This window comes from Marinospirillum perlucidum (assembly GCF_003336805.1).
In the GTDB taxonomy this organism is placed as follows: Bacteria; Pseudomonadota; Gammaproteobacteria; order Pseudomonadales; family Halomonadaceae; genus Marinospirillum; species Marinospirillum perlucidum.
The window spans coordinates 460,341-479,397 of the sequence record NZ_QFWJ01000001.1; the positions used below are offsets into that span (position 1 = coordinate 460,341).

Here is a 19,057-nt window from a genome sequence, read left to right on the forward strand (position 1 = left end):
AGACAGTCGATGACACGGCTTTTTTGGAAAACCCTGATGGATCTGAAGCATCCGCGTATTCTGTGGCGGCTTTTTATTCCTTTTCTGATTTCAATCGCCCTGGTTTCCTTGATGGGCTACAGCGCTTTTGCGCTCTTTTTTACCAGTGAATGGTTTTTACAGAATCCGGTGATTGTAGAGATGGAAGCTGCTGCCACGACCACCGAGCAGTGGCTAATGGGGATTCCCCTGATCGGGGGAATGCTGGTTTGGGTCCTGGGTTTTTTGATCACGATTTTGGTCGGGGTCGTTGGTCTGTTGATGGGCAGCTACCTGGTGCTTTTGGTGGCCATGGTCATTACCGGTTTTATGACCGACAGTCTGATCAAGGCCGTCCGGGATCAGCATTATCCGGATCAGGAGTATTCCGGGCATGGCCATTTTCTGGGACTAATTGCCCAGATTGCCGGTTTCGGTCTTTTGATGCTACTGGTCATGCTCTTGGGCTTGCCCCTGTTTTTTATTCCTCTGGTTAACCTGGTTTGGGTCTGGACGCTGGGCTTTATCTTTTTCCGCTATGCCTTGCTGCTGGATGTGGGGCAGGTGATTTTGAGTGAACCCGAGTACCGGGAAGCTAAATCTATCCGGCATTGGACACCAACGCTGGGCATGATAATCCTTTATTCCCTAACACTTTTTCCGCTGGTCAGTTTTTTTGCTCCGGTTCTGGGCGTGATCTTTCTGGCGCACTGGATGTTCGAGCGGCGCGCAGCTCCAGTTGTTCTGGAACATTAACGAAGTATAAATTTCATTTTCCTTTTATAACCCTAATGATCTAATGTGTATTAGAAGCTGGTTGCACCGGGTGACCGGCAGGAGGGCGAGTAAGAGGAAAATCCCGTGATCAAGGTCATACATGTTGATCAGCTGCGTGTAGGCATGTTTGTTTCCCCGGAAAATACGGATTGGGTGCCAGCCAAGAACCACACCAAGTCGGGCGTTATTCGACGACAGGAAGTGATTGAAAAAATCCGTGCCCGGGGAATCGAATTTATCACCATCGATACCGAGCAGGGTGAGGATGTCCTGCAAAATGAATCCTCGGACACCTCCTTTGGTTGGCAGCAGTCAGAAGATCAACCCTCATCCCAACAGCAACCCACCCCAGTCACTCCTTCGCAACTCAAAACCCAGCAGGAACAATCCGGCGTTGCCAAGCCCAGCGATCATTTTGCTTCTGTCAGTCTCCAGGATGAACAGGATCGGGCCAGACGCCTGCATGATGAAGCCCTGCAGGTGATTGATAATGTCATGGAGCGGGTCAAATCCGGCTCGCCCATCGATGTCACCGAAGTGGAGGGGGTTGCCGAGCAGCTGGTGGATTCGGTTTATCGTAATCAAAATGCCCTGGCCTGCCTTTCCCGGATTCGTAACAAGGATGCTTATTTGATGGAGCATTCGCTGAATGTCGGTGTGCTCCTGAGCATTTTGGCCAAATCCATGGATCTGGATCTTGCGGTAGTACGCAAGCTGGCCGTGGCCGGTCTTCTGCATGATATTGGCAAGGTGCAGGTGGCTGATGAAGTCCTGCACAAACCGGGCAAGCTGGAGGCGGAAGAATGGGCCGAAATGAAGCGCCATGTAGACTATGGAGAAATCTATCTCAGCGGACTGGCCGTTGATTCAACCATCCAGACGGTTTGCGGCCAGCATCATGAACGCCTGGATGGAACCGGCTATCCCCGTGGATTGAAGGGTGATGCCATCAGTATTTACGGGCGTATGGCAGCAGTCTGTGATGTCTATGATGCCATCACGGCAGATCGTGTTTATCACAAGGGTATGACCCCTTCGGTGGCCATGAAACGCCTGGTGGAGTGGAGTGATGACCACCTGGATCGCAAACTGGTTTACAGGTTTATTCGGGCGATGAGCATCTACCCGGTGGGCACCCTGGTTTTGTTGGGTTCGGACAAGCTGGCCATCGTGGTGGAAACCCATCCTGAGGCACCGGCTCAACCTCGCGTACGCAGTGTTTATAATGCCCGCCGCCAGGAGTTTGAACCTGTTGAAGAGGTGGATCTGCGAGCCGCTGCCGCTGACCATCAAATCATCAAGGCCGTGGACCCTTCAAAGCTGAGAGTAAAGATCCCGATTATGGACTTTATTTAAACCCGCAGCGTTCCCCCTAGTGAATAAAAATGGCAAAGTAAATACTTTATTCAAGGAGGAGAGGAACGATGGGTATTTTACAAGACTTGCTTACCTGGGCCGAGAAACTAGCTGTACGCTGGCATAAAAAACCGCCGGGTTATGATCCGGCCAAATTACAAACACTGGATGAAATCCAGGCATCCCTTCCTTGTGGCTCTTTACTGCTTTGCAGTGGCACAGCACCGGAAAGCCGTTTAATTGAAGAAGTGGATGGTACGGATTTCAGTCACGTAGCCATGATCGTGCGTTTTCACGGGGACTCCCAGTTGTATCTCTGGACAGCCGATACCGTGGATCAGCTGCCTGACCAGATTCACAAGGACAAGAATCTCGACCATCCGGGCACTCACCTGCTCAAACTGGAGACTTATCTGGCTGACTTGGATCGCTTTTATCCGTCGCCGGATGGCTCTAAATACCGCTTTGCAGTGAGCCGCTTGCAGGGTGTCACCCCGGATGAAGCCCGTCTTTGGGCGGTGATGTTTGCTTATGATGACACGCCTTTTCCTTCAACCCAGGAAGAATTCTGGCACTGGCTGGAAGGACAGGAGGACGTACCCAGCGGTATGCAGAATTCCTTCTGTGCCCAGATGGTGGCCAATACCTACCAGAAAATGGGTTGGATGCTGACGGATCACCCTCCCAATCATTATAATCCCGGTGATTTTGCCCAGACAGCAAGGATAAACCGTCAATTGACCGGCGGTGCTTCCTTGTTGGACCCTGAGTATTTTGTTCTTGAACACTGAGGTTGATCTTGCCCGCAAGTGTTACTTCCGGGGTGGAAGTGTCCCCCTGCGAAAACTACCGCTACCTGTTATGGAAAACCTGGGATGCGAAAGCGCCCCGGATGCTGTTTATTGGCCTGAACCCTTCCCTGGCGTTGTCAGATGAAGGCAATCCTACCATGCAGCGCTGTCTGGCCTTTGCCAAAAGCTGGGGCTATGGGGGCGTGTATCTGGCCAATCTGTTTGCCTGGCGTTCGCCGGATCCGCGTGGACTCCTGGCCGCACAAGAGCCGATCGGGCCGGATAATGATGCCTGGCTGGTAAAGCTGGCCGGGCAGACGGATTTGCAGCTAGCCGCCTGGGGTAATCACGGCGCCCATCTGGGTCGCTCCCTGGCGGTCAGAAAACTCCTCCCTGATTTGCACTGCCTGAAAATAAACCGCTCGGGCGAACCGGCTCATCCCCTCTATCTGCGCGCGTCCCTGCGCCCTCAGCCACTAGGAAACCTCTGATTAACTATTGCGCTGTGACCCACATGGATGTGGGAAGTGCAGTGATTCACCAGGAGTGAATTCTGCCTTATGCTGCGTTGAAATTGGCCTCATAATGCTCATTTACTACTTGTAAACTCCGCTTTTTCGTTCAATTTCGCTGGCGACCTACACGGATGTAGGAAGTGCTGGAATTTATCAGGAATAAATTCAGCCCTAACCTGCGCTCATCACGTTAATCAGAGGCTACCTGGCTTCCATTTAGGCTGCTTTGCTTATTACTTGCGACCTTTTTTGGCCTGGTTTTCCGAAGTTTTCAACCATTCACAGAAGGTGCCATAGTCCTGGGCCACGCAGGTGGCATAGGCTTCAGCAGTCTGGGTCAGCAGGTTAAGAAAGTCGGTCGGGTGCTGTTTGACCAGCTTGACGATGGTCGCAGCAAAGGGGGTGGGGTCACCCTGATGCAGGGCGCGGGCACCGCGTAGGTGGGATGCCGCCAGAATACGGCCCCAGACCCAGGCCATTTCCTGCCAGTGTTTGGTTTTTTTCAGCTTGTGGGTGGGGAAGTCCGCCTTGAAAGGGGATCTTTCCCTGACCGAGAAGAAACGCTTGCCCAGTTGCAGCCAGCCGACATAAGGGTCGGGGTGGCGGGCCATGGCCTGAAATGCCTGGGCATGGCGTTCAGCTTCGTGGGTAAAGCTGCTCTGGTATTCCTTGACTTCATCCGCGCTCATCGCCAGGCAGGCGGCCGGTGCTTGTTGTTCCTTGATATCCAGGATGACGTCATCATGATCGCCCTTGGCCTGGCCTTCCACCAGGGCATAGAAGCGATCGGTTCCCAGAGAGCCGGTACCGGCATCCAGGCGGCGGGCGATATCCTTCACTTTGAAATGCTGTTGGCTGTGGCCGGGGATTTCATCCGCCAGGGTGGCCTGGTAAGCATCCAGCGCCTTGTTGAGAGCGTCATAATCGGCTTTGGACAAACGGGCCAGTTTGGGATTGTCGCTCTGAAAGCGTCTTTGTCCCTGCTTGTTGGTTTCTGTCCATTTGGCCAGCATTTTCTTGCGGCTTTTGCCCTTGGCGGTTTTTTCCAGGAATTTTTGCAGGCGGCCTTCGCTGGTTTCCGATAGGGCAACCCAGTCGGCCGTAGCCTGAAGATCACCTTGCAGATGGTGCAAATAGCTTTTGCCCAGATGCTTGACGGCCTTGTGCAGCTTTTTACCGGAATCGATGCCTTCTTCGCGCATGGCCAGTACCAGGCTAATGGCTAGTCGCCAGAGGTCATACTGATAGTCGCCGACCAGACCGTCATCAAAATCATCCAGACCGAAGCGAACCTTGGAATCATGGCTACCATAAGCGCCGAAGTTGTGCAGGTGGGCATCCCCCTGGAGCCAGGTCTGGGTTTCGCTGATGCCGCCATAGAGAGAAAAATGCCAATCACGGTAGAGATCTTTCCAGTAGAGGTCGTTACTGCCGCGATAAAAACTGAAAGCAGAAATAGCCATTTTGCTGAATTTTCTCTGGCGGTCAGCTTTTTTCAGATCTTTATTGGTGGTTTGCAGATGTTCGATGACCTGTTCGGCACGATTTTGTGCGGTGCGTGTTGGCATGCAGGACTCCTTTTTTGGCAGCCGTTTAAGTAATCTTTGAAGATTTAATCAGATGACTTCGAGTTTAACGAAGAACGCGGCGAATCAACAGAGGGCCGACCAGTTCAAAAAACAGGGTCGAGGCCACGACCACGGGCAAGAGCAGGCTGTGCAACTCAGGAAAGCGTTCTGCTGCCAGCAGGGCCATACCGATGGCAACCCCGGCCTGGGGTGTCAGGGCCAGGCCCAGGTTTTTAGGCAGGTCGCGGCCTTTCTGCGGAACCCAGCGTAATGCCAGCCAGCCGCCCAACAGACGGCTGAAGGTTCGTAAGAGGATATAGGCCAGAGTCAGCCAGAGGGCATCGGTTAGCTGATATAGATTGATGCTGGCGCCGGAGAGAACAAAGAAAAATACCAGAAATGGCCATTCAATATGTTCGATTTCCCGGAAGGAGCGCTTGTGATGAAAGGACAGGTTGGCAATCAGCGAGCCTGTCACCATCGAGGCCAGCAGGGCTGAAACGCCCAGCAACGAGGAGAGCCCGGCCAGCAAAAGGATCAGGGCCAGGGCTTCGACCTGGGTGGGTTCACCCGGACGCAGGCGACCGGTCAGCCAGGCTCCAGGCAGACCGATAACCAGCCCCAGCAGCAGGGCACCACCCAGCTCCCAGAAGGCATGCAGTAAAGCCACCTGGCCATCATTGGTGATGACCCAGCCCAAGAGGGCCATGCTTAATCCAAAAACCAGAATCCCCCAGCCATCATCAATGGCGACGATTCCAAGCAGCACCTTGGCAAGCAGGCGGTGATCTTTTTTCTCGCGAATGCTTTCACTGATGGCTGCGGGGTCGGTGGCCACGGAAATGGCTGCCAGAGAAACGGCAACCAGGAGTGAAAAACCCAGTAACCACAGCCCCAGACCCACGATCACAAAGCTGGTTAGAATCACCACCAGGGAGATAATTAACACCAGGCTGCCGGTGACCCGCAAGCGGCTGAGCGTCAATTCGCTGCCCAGCAAAAAGGCGACCATCACCAGAGCTACCTGGATAAGGGGTTCGGCCAGACTATCCAGCAGGCCGGGTTCCTGCCCCAGAAAGACCTGCTGAATAACGGCCAGGATCAGCCCCAGCACGACCAGCAGAGAAATGCGTGGCAGGGCGGTGCGACTGGCCAGGGTATCGGCCAGGATGCTCAGGCTGAGGATAATGCCCAGAAAAAGAATATTGAGATATCCGGCATCCAGGGTAAAGGGAAGCCAGTTCGGCAAGGCTGCTTGCATTTTCCACTCGGCGGTAAAAATTGGCACAGGGAGTGTGTTAGTTTAAGGCCAGTTTCGCCACCAGAGGGAATTTTTTAGTCTTATGCAGATCAGGCGCCATCTTTCCATGCCGGGTTTACTCCTGGGCACGCTGTTTTTTGCGCTCTCTTTGAGCCCCAGTCTTTTACCGCGGGGGGATTTGATTCAGGGCGTGATTGCTGGTCTGAGCCTGGCTGTGGGGTATCTGTTGGGGGTGTTTCTGACCTGGCTCTGGCATTATCTGGAGTTGCCCCGACCGGGCCGGCGTCTGGAATACTTTCTGCAAGGCACGGCAGCGGTTGTGGCCGGACTCTTGGCCTTGAGCTTTTTATTCCGCGCCTCGCACTGGCAGAACACTGTGCGAGAGTTGATGGGAATGCCACCGGTAGATGAGGTCCGGGCTCTGCTGGTTGGGGCTGTAGCTCTGGCTGTCTTTGTGATCAGCCTCCTGGCTGGCAAGCTGTTCCGTTTGGCTTTGCGCCTGGTTTCCAATGCCTTGCAGCGCCACGTGCCACGCAGGCTATCCAATCTGGCCGGGGTGACGGTTGCTTTTGCACTCTTCTGGTTACTGATAGACGGGGTGCTCTGGGCCAGCTTATTGCGCAGTGCCGATTCCTCTTATCAGCAGTTGGATGCCCTGATGGACCCGGAAATCGAGCGGCCCCAGGCTGCCTTACGGGCGGGTAGTCATGCCTCCCTGCTGGATTGGGAAGACATGGGGCTGCAGGGACGACAATTTCTGGCCGCCACACCGGAGCGGACCCGTATCCAGGAGGCGGTTCCGGGCATTGCCCGCCAGCCACTACGCGTTTATGCCGGGTTGAATGCGGCCGAATCCCCTGAAAAACGTGCTCAATTGGCTTTGCAGGAGTTAATCCGGGTGGGAGGCTTCCAACGTTCCCTGTTGCTGCTGGTTGCCCCCACAGGAACCGGCTGGATCGATCCTGCAGCCATAGAAACCCTGGAATACCTGTGGCAGGGCGATGTGGCCAGTGTTGCTGCCCAGTATTCCTACCTGCCCAGTCCGCTTTCCCTGATGACCGAAGGGGCTTATGGCGTGGAGACCACCCGTGCTCTTTTTCAGGCGGTTTACAACCACTGGCAGCGTCTGCCCCGGGAGGAGCGCCCCCGCCTGTATCTTTTCGGATTGAGTCTGGGCGCTTTACACTCGGATCAGTCTTTTGATTTTTTTGACATTATTGATGATCCCTTTGATGGGGTCTTGTGGGTGGGGCCGCCTTTCAGCAGCCCGACCTGGCAAAGAGTCACCCAGCGCCGCCAGCCGGATTCCCCGGCCTGGTTGCCGGATTTTCGTGATGATTCCGTGGTGCGTTTTGCCAACCAGCAGGGCAGCCTGCATCAAGGCGAGGCAGACTGGGGCGATTTTCGTATCGCTTATCTGCAGTATGCCAGTGATCCTGTCACCTTTTTTTCACCGTCCACCCTGTATCGTGAACCGGCCTGGTTGCAGCCACCCAGGGCGCCGGATGTATCCCCGGATTTACGCTGGTACCCGCTGGTGACCATGTTACAGTTGGCTGCAGACATGGGGGCAGGCAGCGCCCCTACGGGCTATGGGCATGAATATGCTGCCGGTGATTATATCGATGCCTGGGAAGCACTGACCGACCCCCCGGGATGGGAGCAAGCCGAATTGCGTGCATTAAAAGCAAGGATGCGAGCCCTGCATCCCTGATTACTAATGTAATTTTTGGTCTAGTTTTTGCTTTTTAGCTGGTCTAGGATTATTTCATAACGAAACAGACGGGGAAGTCTCGTGTCTTTATTATTCAGACCTTCTTACCGCCATCACGGGTGCGCGGTTCTTGCTGCTTTGATGATAAGCAGCTGTTTGTGGCCCCGCGCCGTTCAGGCGGAAGAGGCTGAGTATAATTACCTGGGCCGCTTTGAACTGGGTTACAAATATCAATCCATGCAGGCCGAAACCATCCGCGATGCCTATGTGGAGACCATCGGTTTAAACCTGATGACGCTGGAATGGTTTCCCGAAGAAGCGACCTGGATGCAGGGGTTTTCCTGGTTATCCAGTATTCGTCCCCGTTTTTTGTATGAATTTACCCCCGGTAATTCTGCTGAGCAGGATCAGATCGTCGCCCTGTCTAATCAGGATGTTCAGGCCTGGGAGCGTTGGGCTGCAGATATGCAGGTGGATCTCTGGCAGCTGTTTACCGGCGAACCCAGTAGCCTCTATATCAGCTACACCCATGAAGTGCAAAGCTTTCTGGTCAATGTTCAGGCGAGTCGTGATTACTGGTATGTCGAAGATGACAATGCCCGTCTATTGGTGCCTGGCGATCAGATTAATGTAGGAACCCGTTTTGTCGAGAAGACTCTGGGGTTGTATGCAGTGGATTCAACCGGCCTTATGGGATTGGGCTATTTTGAATCCGATTACAATAAACCCATCTCCACGGATGCCGTTACCCCGCTGGAAACAATTTATGAAGCCGAGTTTATTGCCAAGGGAATGTTCATTAGTTATCGCATCGGACAGCCTGCTGATTTTTGGCATTTACAATTTCGTATGGATCTTGGTGTAGAAGCCGAAGCCAATATTCTTAACGGCGTGTCTTTGTCACAAGATGATTTGATCAGTGGCTATAACCCCACCATAGCTTATGAAGCTTACCATGCTGGCTTAGGGATTAATCTTAGAGATACAGGTTTACGCTGGCCTCTAAACTTCCGTGTAACTTATGTGAAGCGCCGATTTGAACAACTCTTGAGTGAACAAAAGCTAAATGACGATGAAATTGTTAATTTTTCGGCTAACTGGGAATTCACACTATGAAGATTAACAGGCTTCCCGGTTTTTTGTTTCTACTGGCAGCCAGTCTGCTCATGAGTGGTTGTTTCAGTGAGTCGGGTACTCCCTATCAGCAACCGGATACAGATACTGATCCGGTTGCCAGCATCAGTTTTAATAGTCAGACCATCTTGCCCGGCTATTTAACCTTCTCAGATTCCAGCGCTGAATTACAGGTGACCATGGGCAGCCAGACACTTGATCTGGGAATAGCGGCAGAAAATCGGCTGATTGGTTTTGGTGGTTTTAACTATGATGTGGTTTGGCGGCAGTCGGTGATGGAAGACAGCCGCGGAATCAAGGGTGTTCGCATGGGCTATTATCGTGTGGAGCAGAATAGCAATGAATTTAGTCAACCTTCCTTTCATTTCCTGGCGCGGGATGAAGGGGGCAATATCTTTTTGACCGAAACCTTTGATATGAAGGAGTCCGAGGAAGAAGCTCTGCCTTATCGTCAACCGGAACCCGCCCTGTTTATGCCAGCAGAGGCCAGTGTGGGTGATTCCTGGTTGGCCGGTCCTTCCATGGTGCCCTGGTTTTATGATTTCGGTGAAGGCTGGGTGGCGACCCTGGTGGATGACCAGGCCAGAGCACCGGTTAGTGGTATTGAGAATACCGTACAGATCAAATTCCATAAAAAGAACTACGCCTACTATATGTACTTCAAAAGTGGTTTGGGTGTGGTGGAATGGCTGAATTCCTGGGAAGAAGATCCCAATGGCAAGATCAAGCCAATTGATGGGTATGCTATGCAGGTGCTTTCGACGCCTTTGCCTGGTTCAGATTTTACTGGCACAGGCTGGTCGGATAATCAGAATGCAGCTATAGGAGCTTTTGTCAGTGGCTATGGTTATTTGTTGGATGCCGGTTTAGCCAGCTATACGAATAGCGATAGTGTGACCTTTCCGGCCAATGACAGCAGCTACACCTATTACTGGTTAAAGAAATCCTTGCCCAGTGACCATGACGCCAGTGACCCCTGGTTGAGTGAACTCTACATCCCTTATCAACCCGATTCACTTTTGCAGCGGTTCAGCGATTATTCGGCTTCAGGGAGCATTCAGCCACAAATGACTGTTCTGCTGGATGGCAAGACCTACCAGGCCGATCCGAATCAAGGGGAGGTTAACATCAGCTGGCTCTATCCCTATGATCGGCATAACCACAATCAGCTTTTTCTACTCTCGGGCACGCTGGTTAATGCCAGCGATGCCACGGATGAACGTCAGTTTGCCTTTCAGGTTTCCAGCATTTTTTATCCGCACACTCAGTCGGATAATGCCACTGGCATCATTGTGCATGGCCTGAATACGGAGAATTCCTTCAACGAGCTGGAAACCGGTCAGACCTTTCGGATTTATTATTCCGGCTCTTTCAAGGATAACAGTCAGAATGATATTGCTACCCGGGATCGTCTCTACTATGGCTTCAGCGAAGATGCGATTACCAATGAATTGACGGATTCCTGGTGGTGTTTTTCCACCTTGCAAAATGGTCTCTGCAACAACGTTAATCGAATGTTCGCGATCAATGTGGATATTGATCCGGCTCGTGTTTACATGCAGATTGCCAGTGAAAACAGCCTGGGCCAGGAAATCTACCGCTCGGATGTGTTTTCCCTGCCTATTATTGCCGACTCAGGTGAGGACGCACCGGGGCCCAAGGCACGGATACTGGATGCTTTCCCGGAATATATTCGTGGTAGCCTGAGCAATGGTAGTTTCGATTTGGGCACTCTTAATGCTCTGGCCAGTTCGGCGGCACCAGGGCATTCCATTGTCCAGTATTCTTGGAGCTTTGATGGTCAGGAAGGAAGTAGTGATAACCCCCCCGTAGGTGGCCATAGCTTTACTGCCAATGGCGAATACGAAATCGTGCTTAAGGTGACGGATTCCCAGGGGAAGACGGATGTTGCCCGGCGTCGGGTGGTGGTTTCCGATCAGGGAACCTTTATTCTGCGTAATGTTGGCAACGAGTATGCCAGTGGTTATATCGGGATCTATGATAAGGATGGAGACTTGGAGTACTACGATTATTATCGCTATTACTTCCTTTATTCGGGTGAATCCCAGGAAATCAAGCTTCAGGGTAACAAGAACTACGGCATTAATTATTTTCAGTCAGGTGAAGTCGTGGAGCGTGAAACCCGTTACCTGGGCAAGGGCGCTGAAGAGTTGTTGGAGTTGAATATGGACGCCTACTAGGCAGGCGTCTGGCCCTGATGATAGAACCACTGGCCGTTTTCGCGGATGAAATCCGATTCTTCTTCCATCATCTGCATGCCCTGGCTGGAGCGGTAGTAGGCCCGAAAATGTACCTGCCCCCGGTCGCCCTCGGCATGGCTGGAAACAACCTCCAGGCGCGCCCACTTGGGTGAGTTTTTTAAATCCAGCTCGGGAGGGCGAGTGGAGGGGTGCCAACTGGCCAGCAGGTAGTCGTCCAGCTGCAGCACAAAAGCTGTATAGCGTGAACGCATCAAAGCCTCGGGGGTTGTTGCTGCCTGCCCCTGGTGGCAGGGCTGGCAGCATGCCTGATAGCTCAGACCGCTGCCACAAGGGCAGGGGTTGGCCGCTGTTGGTTTCTTCTTAGCCAAAATCGAACTCACTCCACACAGGGGCATGATCTGAGGGCTTTTCCATGGCGCGAATCGGGTAGTCGATTCCGGTATCCTTGCAGTAGCCTGCCAAGCCGCGACTGGCCAGGAGGAGGTCGATTCTCAGACCGCGCTTGGGGTCGTCATCAAAGCCTTTGCTGCGATAATCAAACCAGCTGAAGAATTCGTTACTTTCGGGGTGCTGCTCGCGATAAGTATCCACCAGGCCCCAGCTCAGCAGCTTTTGCATCCACTGGCGTTCTTCAGGCTGGAAGCTGGTTTTACCAGTTCTCAGCCAGCGTTTGCGATTCTGCTCACCGATACCGATGTCCAGATCCGTGCTGGAGATATTGAAGTCACCGACCACCAGGATGCGATCTTCAGGATGGAAGTTTTTTTCCAGCAATTCCTGCAGGTCGGCATAAAAGCGGCGCTTAGCCGGGAATTTAACCTCATGATTGATGTTCTCGCCCTGGGGGAAATAGCCGTTAATCAGCGTCAGGGGCTTGCCATCCGGGCAGGTGTGGCGGGTAACGATCAGACGCTTCTGAGCAGTGTCATCATCACCGGGGAAGCCTTTTTGTGCGGCTTCCGGCTCCTTGAGGGAGAGGGTGGCCACACCATAATGGGTTTTCTGGCCGTGAAAGGTGGCGTGATAGCCCAAGTCTTCAACGGTTTTCAGAGGAAAGTCTGGATCGTTGACCTTGGTTTCCTGAAGGGCGATCACTTCCGGTTGGTGTTTCTCGATCAGGGCTTCCAACTGGTGAAAGCGGGCACGGAGACTGTTGATATTGAAGCTTACAATTTTCATGAAAGAGGCAAGATCCTTGAATGGACGATCATGGATAAACTGATTTAACAGGGGATTTTAGCATCTTTGATCTGCTAGAATAGTGCGGTTTTTTAAGCTGAATACCAGACTCTGTTACCGGGGAGCAGCATGAGCATAAAATCGGACCACTGGATACGTCGCATGGCGCAGGAAAAGCAGATGATCGAGCCTTTTGAGGCGGGTCAGGTGCGCGATGCGAAGGAACAGAAAATTATCTCCTACGGCACTTCCAGCTACGGCTATGATGTCCGTTGTGCTGATGAATTCAAGATTTTTACCAACATCAATTCCAGCATCGTCGATCCCAAGAATTTTGATGATAAAAGCTTTGTTGAGGTGAAGGGGGATCGCTGCATTATCCCGCCCAACTCCTTTGCTCTGGCCAGAACTGTGGAGTATTTCCGTATTCCCCGTGATGTGCTGGTAGTTTGCCTGGGCAAGAGCACCTATGCGCGTTGTGGCATTATCGTTAATGTCACCCCGCTGGAGCCGGAGTGGGAAGGGCATGTCACCCTGGAGTTCTCCAATACCACGCCGCTGCCCGCCGTTATTTATGCCAATGAAGGCGTGGCCCAGATGCTCTTCTTTGGTGGCGATGAGGTCTGCGATGTTTCCTACAAGGATCGTCAGGGCAAGTATCAGGGGCAAAGAGGTGTGACTCTGCCACGAGCCTGAGCCGAGAATTTGCCAGACATAAAAAAACCCGCTTGGACTAAGCGGGTTTTTTTGTTGCTGTTAGCAGCAGAGGATCAGGCAACGCCCTCAGCGGCTTCGGCTTGAGCCTCTTTCTGCAGTTGCAGCGTCTTCAGGGTGCGTTTTCTGACGTCTTGCAGGAGTTCAGCGTCTTCAGCCAGTTTCTGCCCGTAGGAAGGAATCATGGCCTTGATCATGCGCTGTCCGTCTTCGCTGGCCAGCAGCTTGGGGAAGGCCCGCTCAATCACGTTAAGCATGGCCTGAACGGCTGTAGAAGCGCCCGGAGAGGCACCCAGCAGGGCTGCCAGGCTCTGGTCTTCGGAGACAATCACTTCAGTACCGAATTCCAGCTTGCCGCCACCTTTTTCGTTCTTCTTGATGATCTGTACACGCTGACCGGCAATCGACAGCTGCCAGTCTTCTTCCTTGGCTTCAGGGAAGTAGTTACGCAGCGCAGCGACGCGGGATTTGTGCGACTGACGCGATTCGCTGATCAGGTAGCGAGTCAGATCCATATTGCTCATGCCCACAGACATCAGCGGACGCAGGTTGTTGGGCTTGATCGAAAGAGGCAGATCCAGGAAAGAACCTTTTTTCAGGAACTTGGTGGTGAAACCGGCAAAAGGACCGAAAAGCAGGGCTTTCTTGCCATTGATGATGCGCGTGTCCAGATGGGGAACGGACATGGGAGGCGCACCCAGAGGCGGTTTGCCATAGACCTTGGCATTGTGCTTTTCAATGATTTCCGGGTTGTTGCAGATCAGCCATTGACCACTGACGGGGAAGCCGCCATAGCCGTGGGCTTCCTTGATGCCGGATTTTTGCAGCAGGGTCAGGGCTGCACCACCAGCACCGATAAATACAAAACGGGCGTTGATCTTGCTGGTTTCGCCAGCACCGGTGTCCTTGAGGGTGACATCCCAGGTGCCGCCCGGATTCTGCTTGAGATTGGCAACCGAGTGGTTGAGCAGCAGTTCAAAGCCTTCCTGCTGGGTCAGGTTCTTGACCAGGCTGCGGCTGAGTTCGCCAAAGTTAACGTCCGAGCCGTAGGCAACGCGTGTTGCCGCGACTTTTTCACCGGGCTGGCGATTTTGCATGACCAGCGGCATCCACTCGGTGATCTTGTCGGGATCTTCGCTGTATTCCATGTCCCGGAAGAGATGGTGTTGGCTCAGGGTTTCGTAGCGCTTGCGCAGGAAGGCTACGTTTTCCTCGCCCCAGACAAAGCTGCAGTGAGGAGCAGGATTGATAAAGTTGCTGGGTGAGGGCAGGGAACCTTCTTCAACCAGGTAGGACCAGAACTGCAGGCTTAGCTCGAAAGCCGAGTTGATGTTCAGAGCCTTGGTGGTATCGATGCTGGAATCATCCAGCTGAGGTGTATAGTTGAGTTCACAGTAGGCAGCATGTCCGGTGCCGGCGTTATTCAGCGCATCCGTACTTTCCTGTGCGACCTGGTCGAGGCGCTCGACCATTGCCATTTTCAGTGATGGATCCAGTTGCTTGAGTAGCATGCCCAGTGTAGAGCTCATGGCTCCAGCACCTACGAGCAACACGTCCACTTGCTTTGCTGTCATCTTGAATTAACCCCATCCAGTTCATTATGGCGGCGATTATAGGCTTCGCCCTGCGACAATCAATCCGCCTATAGTGGAATAAGCCATAAATACTGGTTATGGCAATGACTTTAGCCTGCAAGTTCCCGGATTTTACGAATTGACGCAAATTTGCGCTATCTTTTTGTCGGGGTGTCGCTAAAATCCTTGCAAAATCTGGTGTTATAGGAGTTTTCGTGCGTCTGCTTCATTGCTTTTTATCGCTGGTTTCTTTTCTGGCCATCTACTGGTTGGCTCCTCTTGAGCAGCCGATTGCAGCGGGCCTGGCTATTCTGGTCATGATCGCCTGGCTGTGGCTCACCGAAGCGCTGCACGTCAGTGTAACGGCTTTGCTAGTGCCTTTACTCACCAGTGCCACCGGTATTTTTACCCTGCCGGAATCCCTGGAGAATTTTGCCAACCCGATTATTTTTCTGTTTTTGGGTGGTTTTGCCCTGGCTGCCGGTTTACGCCAGCAGGGGCTGGATCGTTGGATGGCCGCCTGGGTGATGCAAAAGGCGGGGGGAGAACTGGGGCGAGCAGCGCGCTGGCTATTTGCCCTGACCGCTCTCTTGTCCATGTGGATCAGTAATACGGCAACTGCGGCCATGATGCTGCCTTTGGCTTTGGGTCTTTTATCACCCCTGGATGCGGAAAAATACCGCAAAACCTGGATTTATGTCCTGCTGGGAGTGGCTTTCAGTGCCAATATCGGTGGCATAGGTACCCTGGTCGGCAGCCCACCCAATGCCATTGCCGCTTCGGCCGTGGGGATCAGTTTCGGCCAGTGGCTGCTCTGGGGCTTGCCTTTGGTGGTGGTGCTTTTGCCCGCCATGGATCTGATGTTGCGCTGGTCGCTGAAACCGGCATTAACGGCTGAAGTCAGTGTGGCCGAAGTGGAAATGCACTGGTCGCGTCGTCATACGGGAATGTTATTCGTCTTTTTGTTGACAGTTGTGTTATGGGTTTTCGGTGCACCGCTAGGCCAGTTAGTTGGTATCGAAAAGGGCTATGATTCAGCTGTGGCGCTGCTTGCACTGGTTCTGCTACATACCTTTGGTCTGGCCTCCTGGCGTGAAATCGAGAAAAGTGCCGACTGGGGGGTGCTGCTCCTGTTTGGCGGGGGTATCACTTTGAGTGCGGCTCTGGGTGTCAGTGGAACCGGGGCCTGGCTGGCTGCAGTACTGGGTGGCGTTTTTACCAGTTTACCGGCATTGCTGATTCTGGCTCTGATGCTGGTCTTTGCCCTGGCACTGACCGAAGTAGCCAGCAATACCGCCAGTGCGGCTCTTTTGATTCCCCTGTTCACCGGGATGGTACCGGAAATCGATTCCGTGGTGGTGGCGGTCATGATTGCCGTGGCAACCTCTTGTGCCTTCCTGCTGCCTGTGGCGACGCCACCCAATGCCATTATTTTTGGCAGTGGCAAGGTGCCCCAGAAGGCGATGATCCTCCAGGGCAGCTGGGTCACTCTGGTGGTTCTGCCGCTGCTGATACTGGCTTCGGGCCTGGCGCTGTTGTTTTAGCAGCAGGCGAGGGAGCCTCTGATTAACTATTGCGCTTGCTTATGCTGTGTTGAAATTGACCTCAAAAATGCTCATTTACTAGCTGTAAACTCCGCTTTTTCGTTCAATTTCGCCTTGCCTAATCTACGCTCATGACATTAATCAGAGGCTCCCGGGGCATTTTTTTTAAGCCATTCCTCCAGGCCTCGTGCCAGTGCCGGAGCCAGATCGATGGCATTGGAGGGATGAGGCACGGAGTTGCTGGTGACCACGGCCTGGGTGTGGCTTTCATTCAGCAGCTCCCAGGCGCCGGCACCAAAGAGGCCATGGGTGCCGATACAGACGGCCGGTTGCATGCCCGCTTTTTTCAGGTGCTCCAGAGTTTGTAGCAGGGTGCGGCCGCTGGAGATGATGTCATCCACCAGAACCGGGGTATGCTCGCGGTAGCTATCGACATGGGGCACGGAAACCTCAACATCCAGATCACCACTGCGAACCTTTTCCAGAACCTCGAAAGGGGCATCCGCCAGGCGGGCCACTTCAGCCACCCACTGTTCACTCTCGCTATCCGGCCCCAGTAGCAGAGGGTTCCTGACTTCCTTGAGTATCCAGGCAGCAACGCTTTCTGCAGAAACCAGTGCCTGACTTTCCAGCCCGTAGATTTCATCCAGGTTGTGGTAGCGATGCAGATGCGGATCGACCGTGATCAGAAAATCAAAGCTACGCGAGATAAGGCTGGCAAAGTGGCGTGAAGTCAGGCTTTCACCGCTATGAAAGCGTTTGTCCTGACGCATGTAGCAAAGATAGGGTGCCACCAGGGCCAGACGTCTGGCACCCAGTTCTCTCAGGGTTTCAGCCACAAAAATCAGGGGCAGAAACTTGGGGTTGGGGTCATGCAGACTGCAGACCAACAGGCAATCGCGTCCATTGACCGGGCTGGCGATGCGGGCATAGCTTTCACCATCCGGGAACTGGCGGTACTCCAGTTCCCCGGCTTCACCGCCGAGTTGCTGAAGCAGTTTGTCGGCCATGGAGGCAGGCCCGCTGGACTGGCTGTCAAAGAGGGCGTCCAGATTGAAAATAACCGGATTGGATGTTTTTGTTTTCATTCGCTGATGGCAACCATGTTGGGGTGGGCTTCCAGAAACTCGACGGCATATTCCAGTTCACCCGGGCTATCGGCATGCAGGGTGATGAGTAGCTGGCCGGGCTGGATTTCGTCACCCAGTTTGACATTCAGACTGACGCCGGCCGTGGGGTCTTCCGGTGCACCGGCCAGTTTGGCCAACTGGGAAATCTGGCGATTATCTATACTGGTGATCTTGCCGCTTTTCTTGCTTTGCCAGTTGTACTGGTAGGGGGCCAGAGCAGGCTCCTTGAAGCCTCCCTGGGCCTTGCAGATCGCCATGAACTGCTCCAGTGCCTGGCCGGATTCCAATGTTTCTCTGGCTTTTTTCTCGCCTTCGCCTGCGGCAGCCAAGCCGGCCATCTCCAGGAGTCGGGCCGAGAGGGTCAGGGCTCTTTCTCGCAGGTCTTCGGGGGCATCTTCCTGATTGCGCAGTACAGCCAGCAGATCCCTGGCTTCCAGGGCCGGACCGATCCCACGCCCAACCGGCTGGGTGCCGTCGGTACGGATTACCTGGATATCCAGCCCCAGAGCCTGACCGGTGTTGATGAGATGACGACTGAGCAGATCGGCAGCCTCGTCGCTGCGTACCTTGGCCGTGGGGCCGATGGGGATGTCGATCAATACATGACTGGAACCGGCTGCTGCCTTTTTGGACAGAACAGAAGCCACCATCTGGCCTTCACTGTCCAGATCCAGCATGCGTTCCACCCGAATCAGAATATCGTCGGCCGGAGACAAATTGACCGAGCCGCCCCAGGCCAGACAGCCCCCATGTTCGGTCACCACCTTTTTCAGGGTATCCAGGCTCAATTCCACCTGGGTCATGGTCGCCAGGGTATCGGCGGTTCCGGCGGGGGAGGTAATGGCCCGCGAGGAGGTCTTGGGCATGATGGCCCCGCAGGCGGTGACTATGGCAACTACGATAGGAGTCGTGCGGTTGCCAGCTAAGCCGCCGACGCAATGCTTGTCCACCACCTTGGGCTGGCCCCAGTCGAGCTGGCGACCCGAGCGCAGCATGGCGCGGGTCAAGGCGGTGATTTCATCCTGATCGAGATTGTCTCCAGCACAGGCGGTGACAAAACTGGATAGATGCACATCGGAATAACGCCCGGCAACGATGTCATCAATGATTTCCTGAGTCTGTTCCTGATCCAGGCGATGGCCATAGACCTTGTGGCGCAGGTGGCTCAAGGACAGAACCGGGTCCGGATGGCGGATATGGGCCTCACTGTTGGCATCCGGCTGCAGGCGCTGCCAGGCGGATTCAGACAGGCCCATTTCGCCCGGCTTTAATAGCTGATCATTATCGACAATCGACAAGGTTGCCAGAATCGAGCGGTCACCGATGCGGATGAGAACCCGGCTGCTGGAGGTAAAGCCTTCCGAACGGCAGACATGACTGTTGCGGCGAAGATAAACCACCAGTTCCTGATGGGTATCAATACCCAGTCGCAGGGGTTTGAGCCGAAACGCCGGCTCATCGGAAACCACAGAGACCACCATAAAATTTCCTTGTAAAGAGAAGATCTTACGGCAATCTTAGTGGTAGAGACGAGTAAAGAGCAAGTTGCACTGCAATAGT

At 53.7% G+C, this 19,057-nt stretch carries 16 protein-coding genes; 9 read left to right on the forward strand and 7 right to left on the reverse strand.

The genetic code is table 11. The annotated features are described in order from the left end of the window. The first annotated feature begins 9 nt into the window (after positions 1–9). The 4 genes from DFK18_RS02195 to DFK18_RS02210 all read left to right on the forward strand — a co-directional run bounded on the left by DFK18_RS02195 (position 10) and on the right by DFK18_RS02210 (position 3,433). Positions 10–774, forward strand: coding sequence for an EI24 domain-containing protein (locus DFK18_RS02195; protein ID WP_114416554.1), 765 nt, complete (start codon positions 10–12; stop codon positions 772–774). 105 nt (positions 775–879) lie between these two features. Next, positions 880–2,151 carry a cyclic di-GMP phosphodiesterase gene (locus DFK18_RS02200; protein WP_114416555.1) on the forward strand — a complete coding sequence of 424 codons (1,272 nt, stop codon included), beginning with the start codon at positions 880–882 and terminating at the stop codon, positions 2,149–2,151. Positions 2,152–2,219: 68 nt separating this feature from the next. Next, positions 2,220–2,942 carry a hypothetical protein gene (locus DFK18_RS02205; protein WP_114416556.1) on the forward strand — a complete coding sequence of 241 codons (723 nt, stop codon included), beginning with the start codon at positions 2,220–2,222 and terminating at the stop codon, positions 2,940–2,942. Between the two features lie 8 nt (positions 2,943–2,950). Further along, positions 2,951–3,433: a DUF1643 domain-containing protein gene (locus DFK18_RS02210; RefSeq protein WP_218563876.1), complete on the forward strand. Its 483-nt coding sequence runs from the start codon at positions 2,951–2,953 to the stop codon at positions 3,431–3,433. Between the two features lie 257 nt (positions 3,434–3,690). Here the strand turns inward: DFK18_RS02210 and DFK18_RS02215 are convergent, their stop codons facing one another. Beyond that, positions 3,691–5,025 (reverse strand): DUF2252 domain-containing protein, encoded by a 1,335-nt coding sequence (locus tag DFK18_RS02215; protein ID WP_114416558.1) that lies wholly within the window; start codon positions 5,023–5,025, stop codon positions 3,691–3,693. 64 nt (positions 5,026–5,089) lie between these two features. Then, positions 5,090–6,286, reverse strand: a complete 1,197-nt coding sequence (locus DFK18_RS02220; protein ID WP_114416559.1) for a cation:proton antiporter — start codon at positions 6,284–6,286, stop codon at positions 5,090–5,092. 82 nt (positions 6,287–6,368) lie between these two features. On the opposite strand from DFK18_RS02220, the gene DFK18_RS02225 reads away from it, so the two are divergent. The 3 genes from DFK18_RS02225 (at position 6,369) to DFK18_RS02235 (ending at position 11,335) form a co-directional block, all read left to right on the forward strand. Then, positions 6,369–8,000: an alpha/beta hydrolase gene (locus DFK18_RS02225; protein WP_114416560.1), complete on the forward strand. Its 1,632-nt coding sequence runs from the start codon at positions 6,369–6,371 to the stop codon at positions 7,998–8,000. 156 nt (positions 8,001–8,156) lie between these two features. Further along, a complete protein-coding gene (locus tag DFK18_RS02230) occupies positions 8,157–9,116 on the forward strand; it encodes a hypothetical protein (RefSeq protein ID WP_114416561.1) in 960 nt (319 codons plus the stop codon). Beyond that, positions 9,113–11,335, forward strand: coding sequence for a PKD domain-containing protein (locus DFK18_RS02235; RefSeq protein ID WP_114416562.1), 2,223 nt, complete (start codon positions 9,113–9,115; stop codon positions 11,333–11,335). The genes DFK18_RS02230 and DFK18_RS02235 overlap by 4 nt, the downstream gene beginning before the upstream one ends. On the opposite strand, the gene DFK18_RS02240 is transcribed toward DFK18_RS02235, so the two are convergent. Together DFK18_RS02240 and xthA are read right to left on the reverse strand one after the other, a co-directional pair. Further along, a complete protein-coding gene (locus DFK18_RS02240) occupies positions 11,332–11,724 on the reverse strand; it encodes a YchJ family protein (RefSeq protein WP_218563877.1) in 393 nt (130 codons plus the stop codon). The two genes, DFK18_RS02235 and DFK18_RS02240, sit on opposite strands and share 4 nt — an antisense overlap. Then, positions 11,717–12,535 (reverse strand): exodeoxyribonuclease III, encoded by an 819-nt coding sequence (xthA, locus tag DFK18_RS02245; protein WP_114416564.1) that lies wholly within the window; start codon positions 12,533–12,535, stop codon positions 11,717–11,719. Before xthA ends, DFK18_RS02240 begins: the two co-directional genes overlap by 8 nt. 129 nt (positions 12,536–12,664) lie before the next feature. Between xthA and dcd the strand changes: the two genes are divergently transcribed. After that, on the forward strand, positions 12,665–13,231 hold the full coding sequence (gene dcd, locus DFK18_RS02250; protein WP_114416565.1) for a dCTP deaminase: 567 nt from the start codon (positions 12,665–12,667) through the stop codon (positions 13,229–13,231). Between the two features lie 74 nt (positions 13,232–13,305). Here the strand turns inward: dcd and mqo are convergent, their stop codons facing one another. Further along, the gene (gene mqo / locus DFK18_RS02255) at positions 13,306–14,823 is read right to left on the reverse strand and encodes a malate dehydrogenase (quinone) (RefSeq protein WP_114416566.1); all 1,518 of its coding nucleotides are present in this window, start codon (positions 14,821–14,823) and stop codon (positions 13,306–13,308) included. Positions 14,824–15,038: 215 nt separating this feature from the next. Here mqo and DFK18_RS02260 point away from each other — a divergent pair, with 215 nt between their 5' ends. Continuing rightward, positions 15,039–16,367, forward strand: a complete 1,329-nt coding sequence (locus tag DFK18_RS02260; protein ID WP_114416567.1) for an SLC13 family permease — start codon at positions 15,039–15,041, stop codon at positions 16,365–16,367. 137 nt (positions 16,368–16,504) lie between these two features. Here DFK18_RS02260 and DFK18_RS02265 read toward each other — a convergent pair whose 3' ends face one another. Continuing rightward, positions 16,505–17,455 (reverse strand): ribose-phosphate pyrophosphokinase, encoded by a 951-nt coding sequence (locus tag DFK18_RS02265; RefSeq protein WP_114416568.1) that lies wholly within the window; start codon positions 17,453–17,455, stop codon positions 16,505–16,507. Then, a complete protein-coding gene (locus tag DFK18_RS02270) occupies positions 17,452–18,978 on the reverse strand; it encodes a thymidine phosphorylase family protein (protein WP_114416569.1) in 1,527 nt (508 codons plus the stop codon). Before DFK18_RS02270 ends, DFK18_RS02265 begins: the two co-directional genes overlap by 4 nt. Positions 18,979–19,057: the final 79 nt, after the last annotated feature.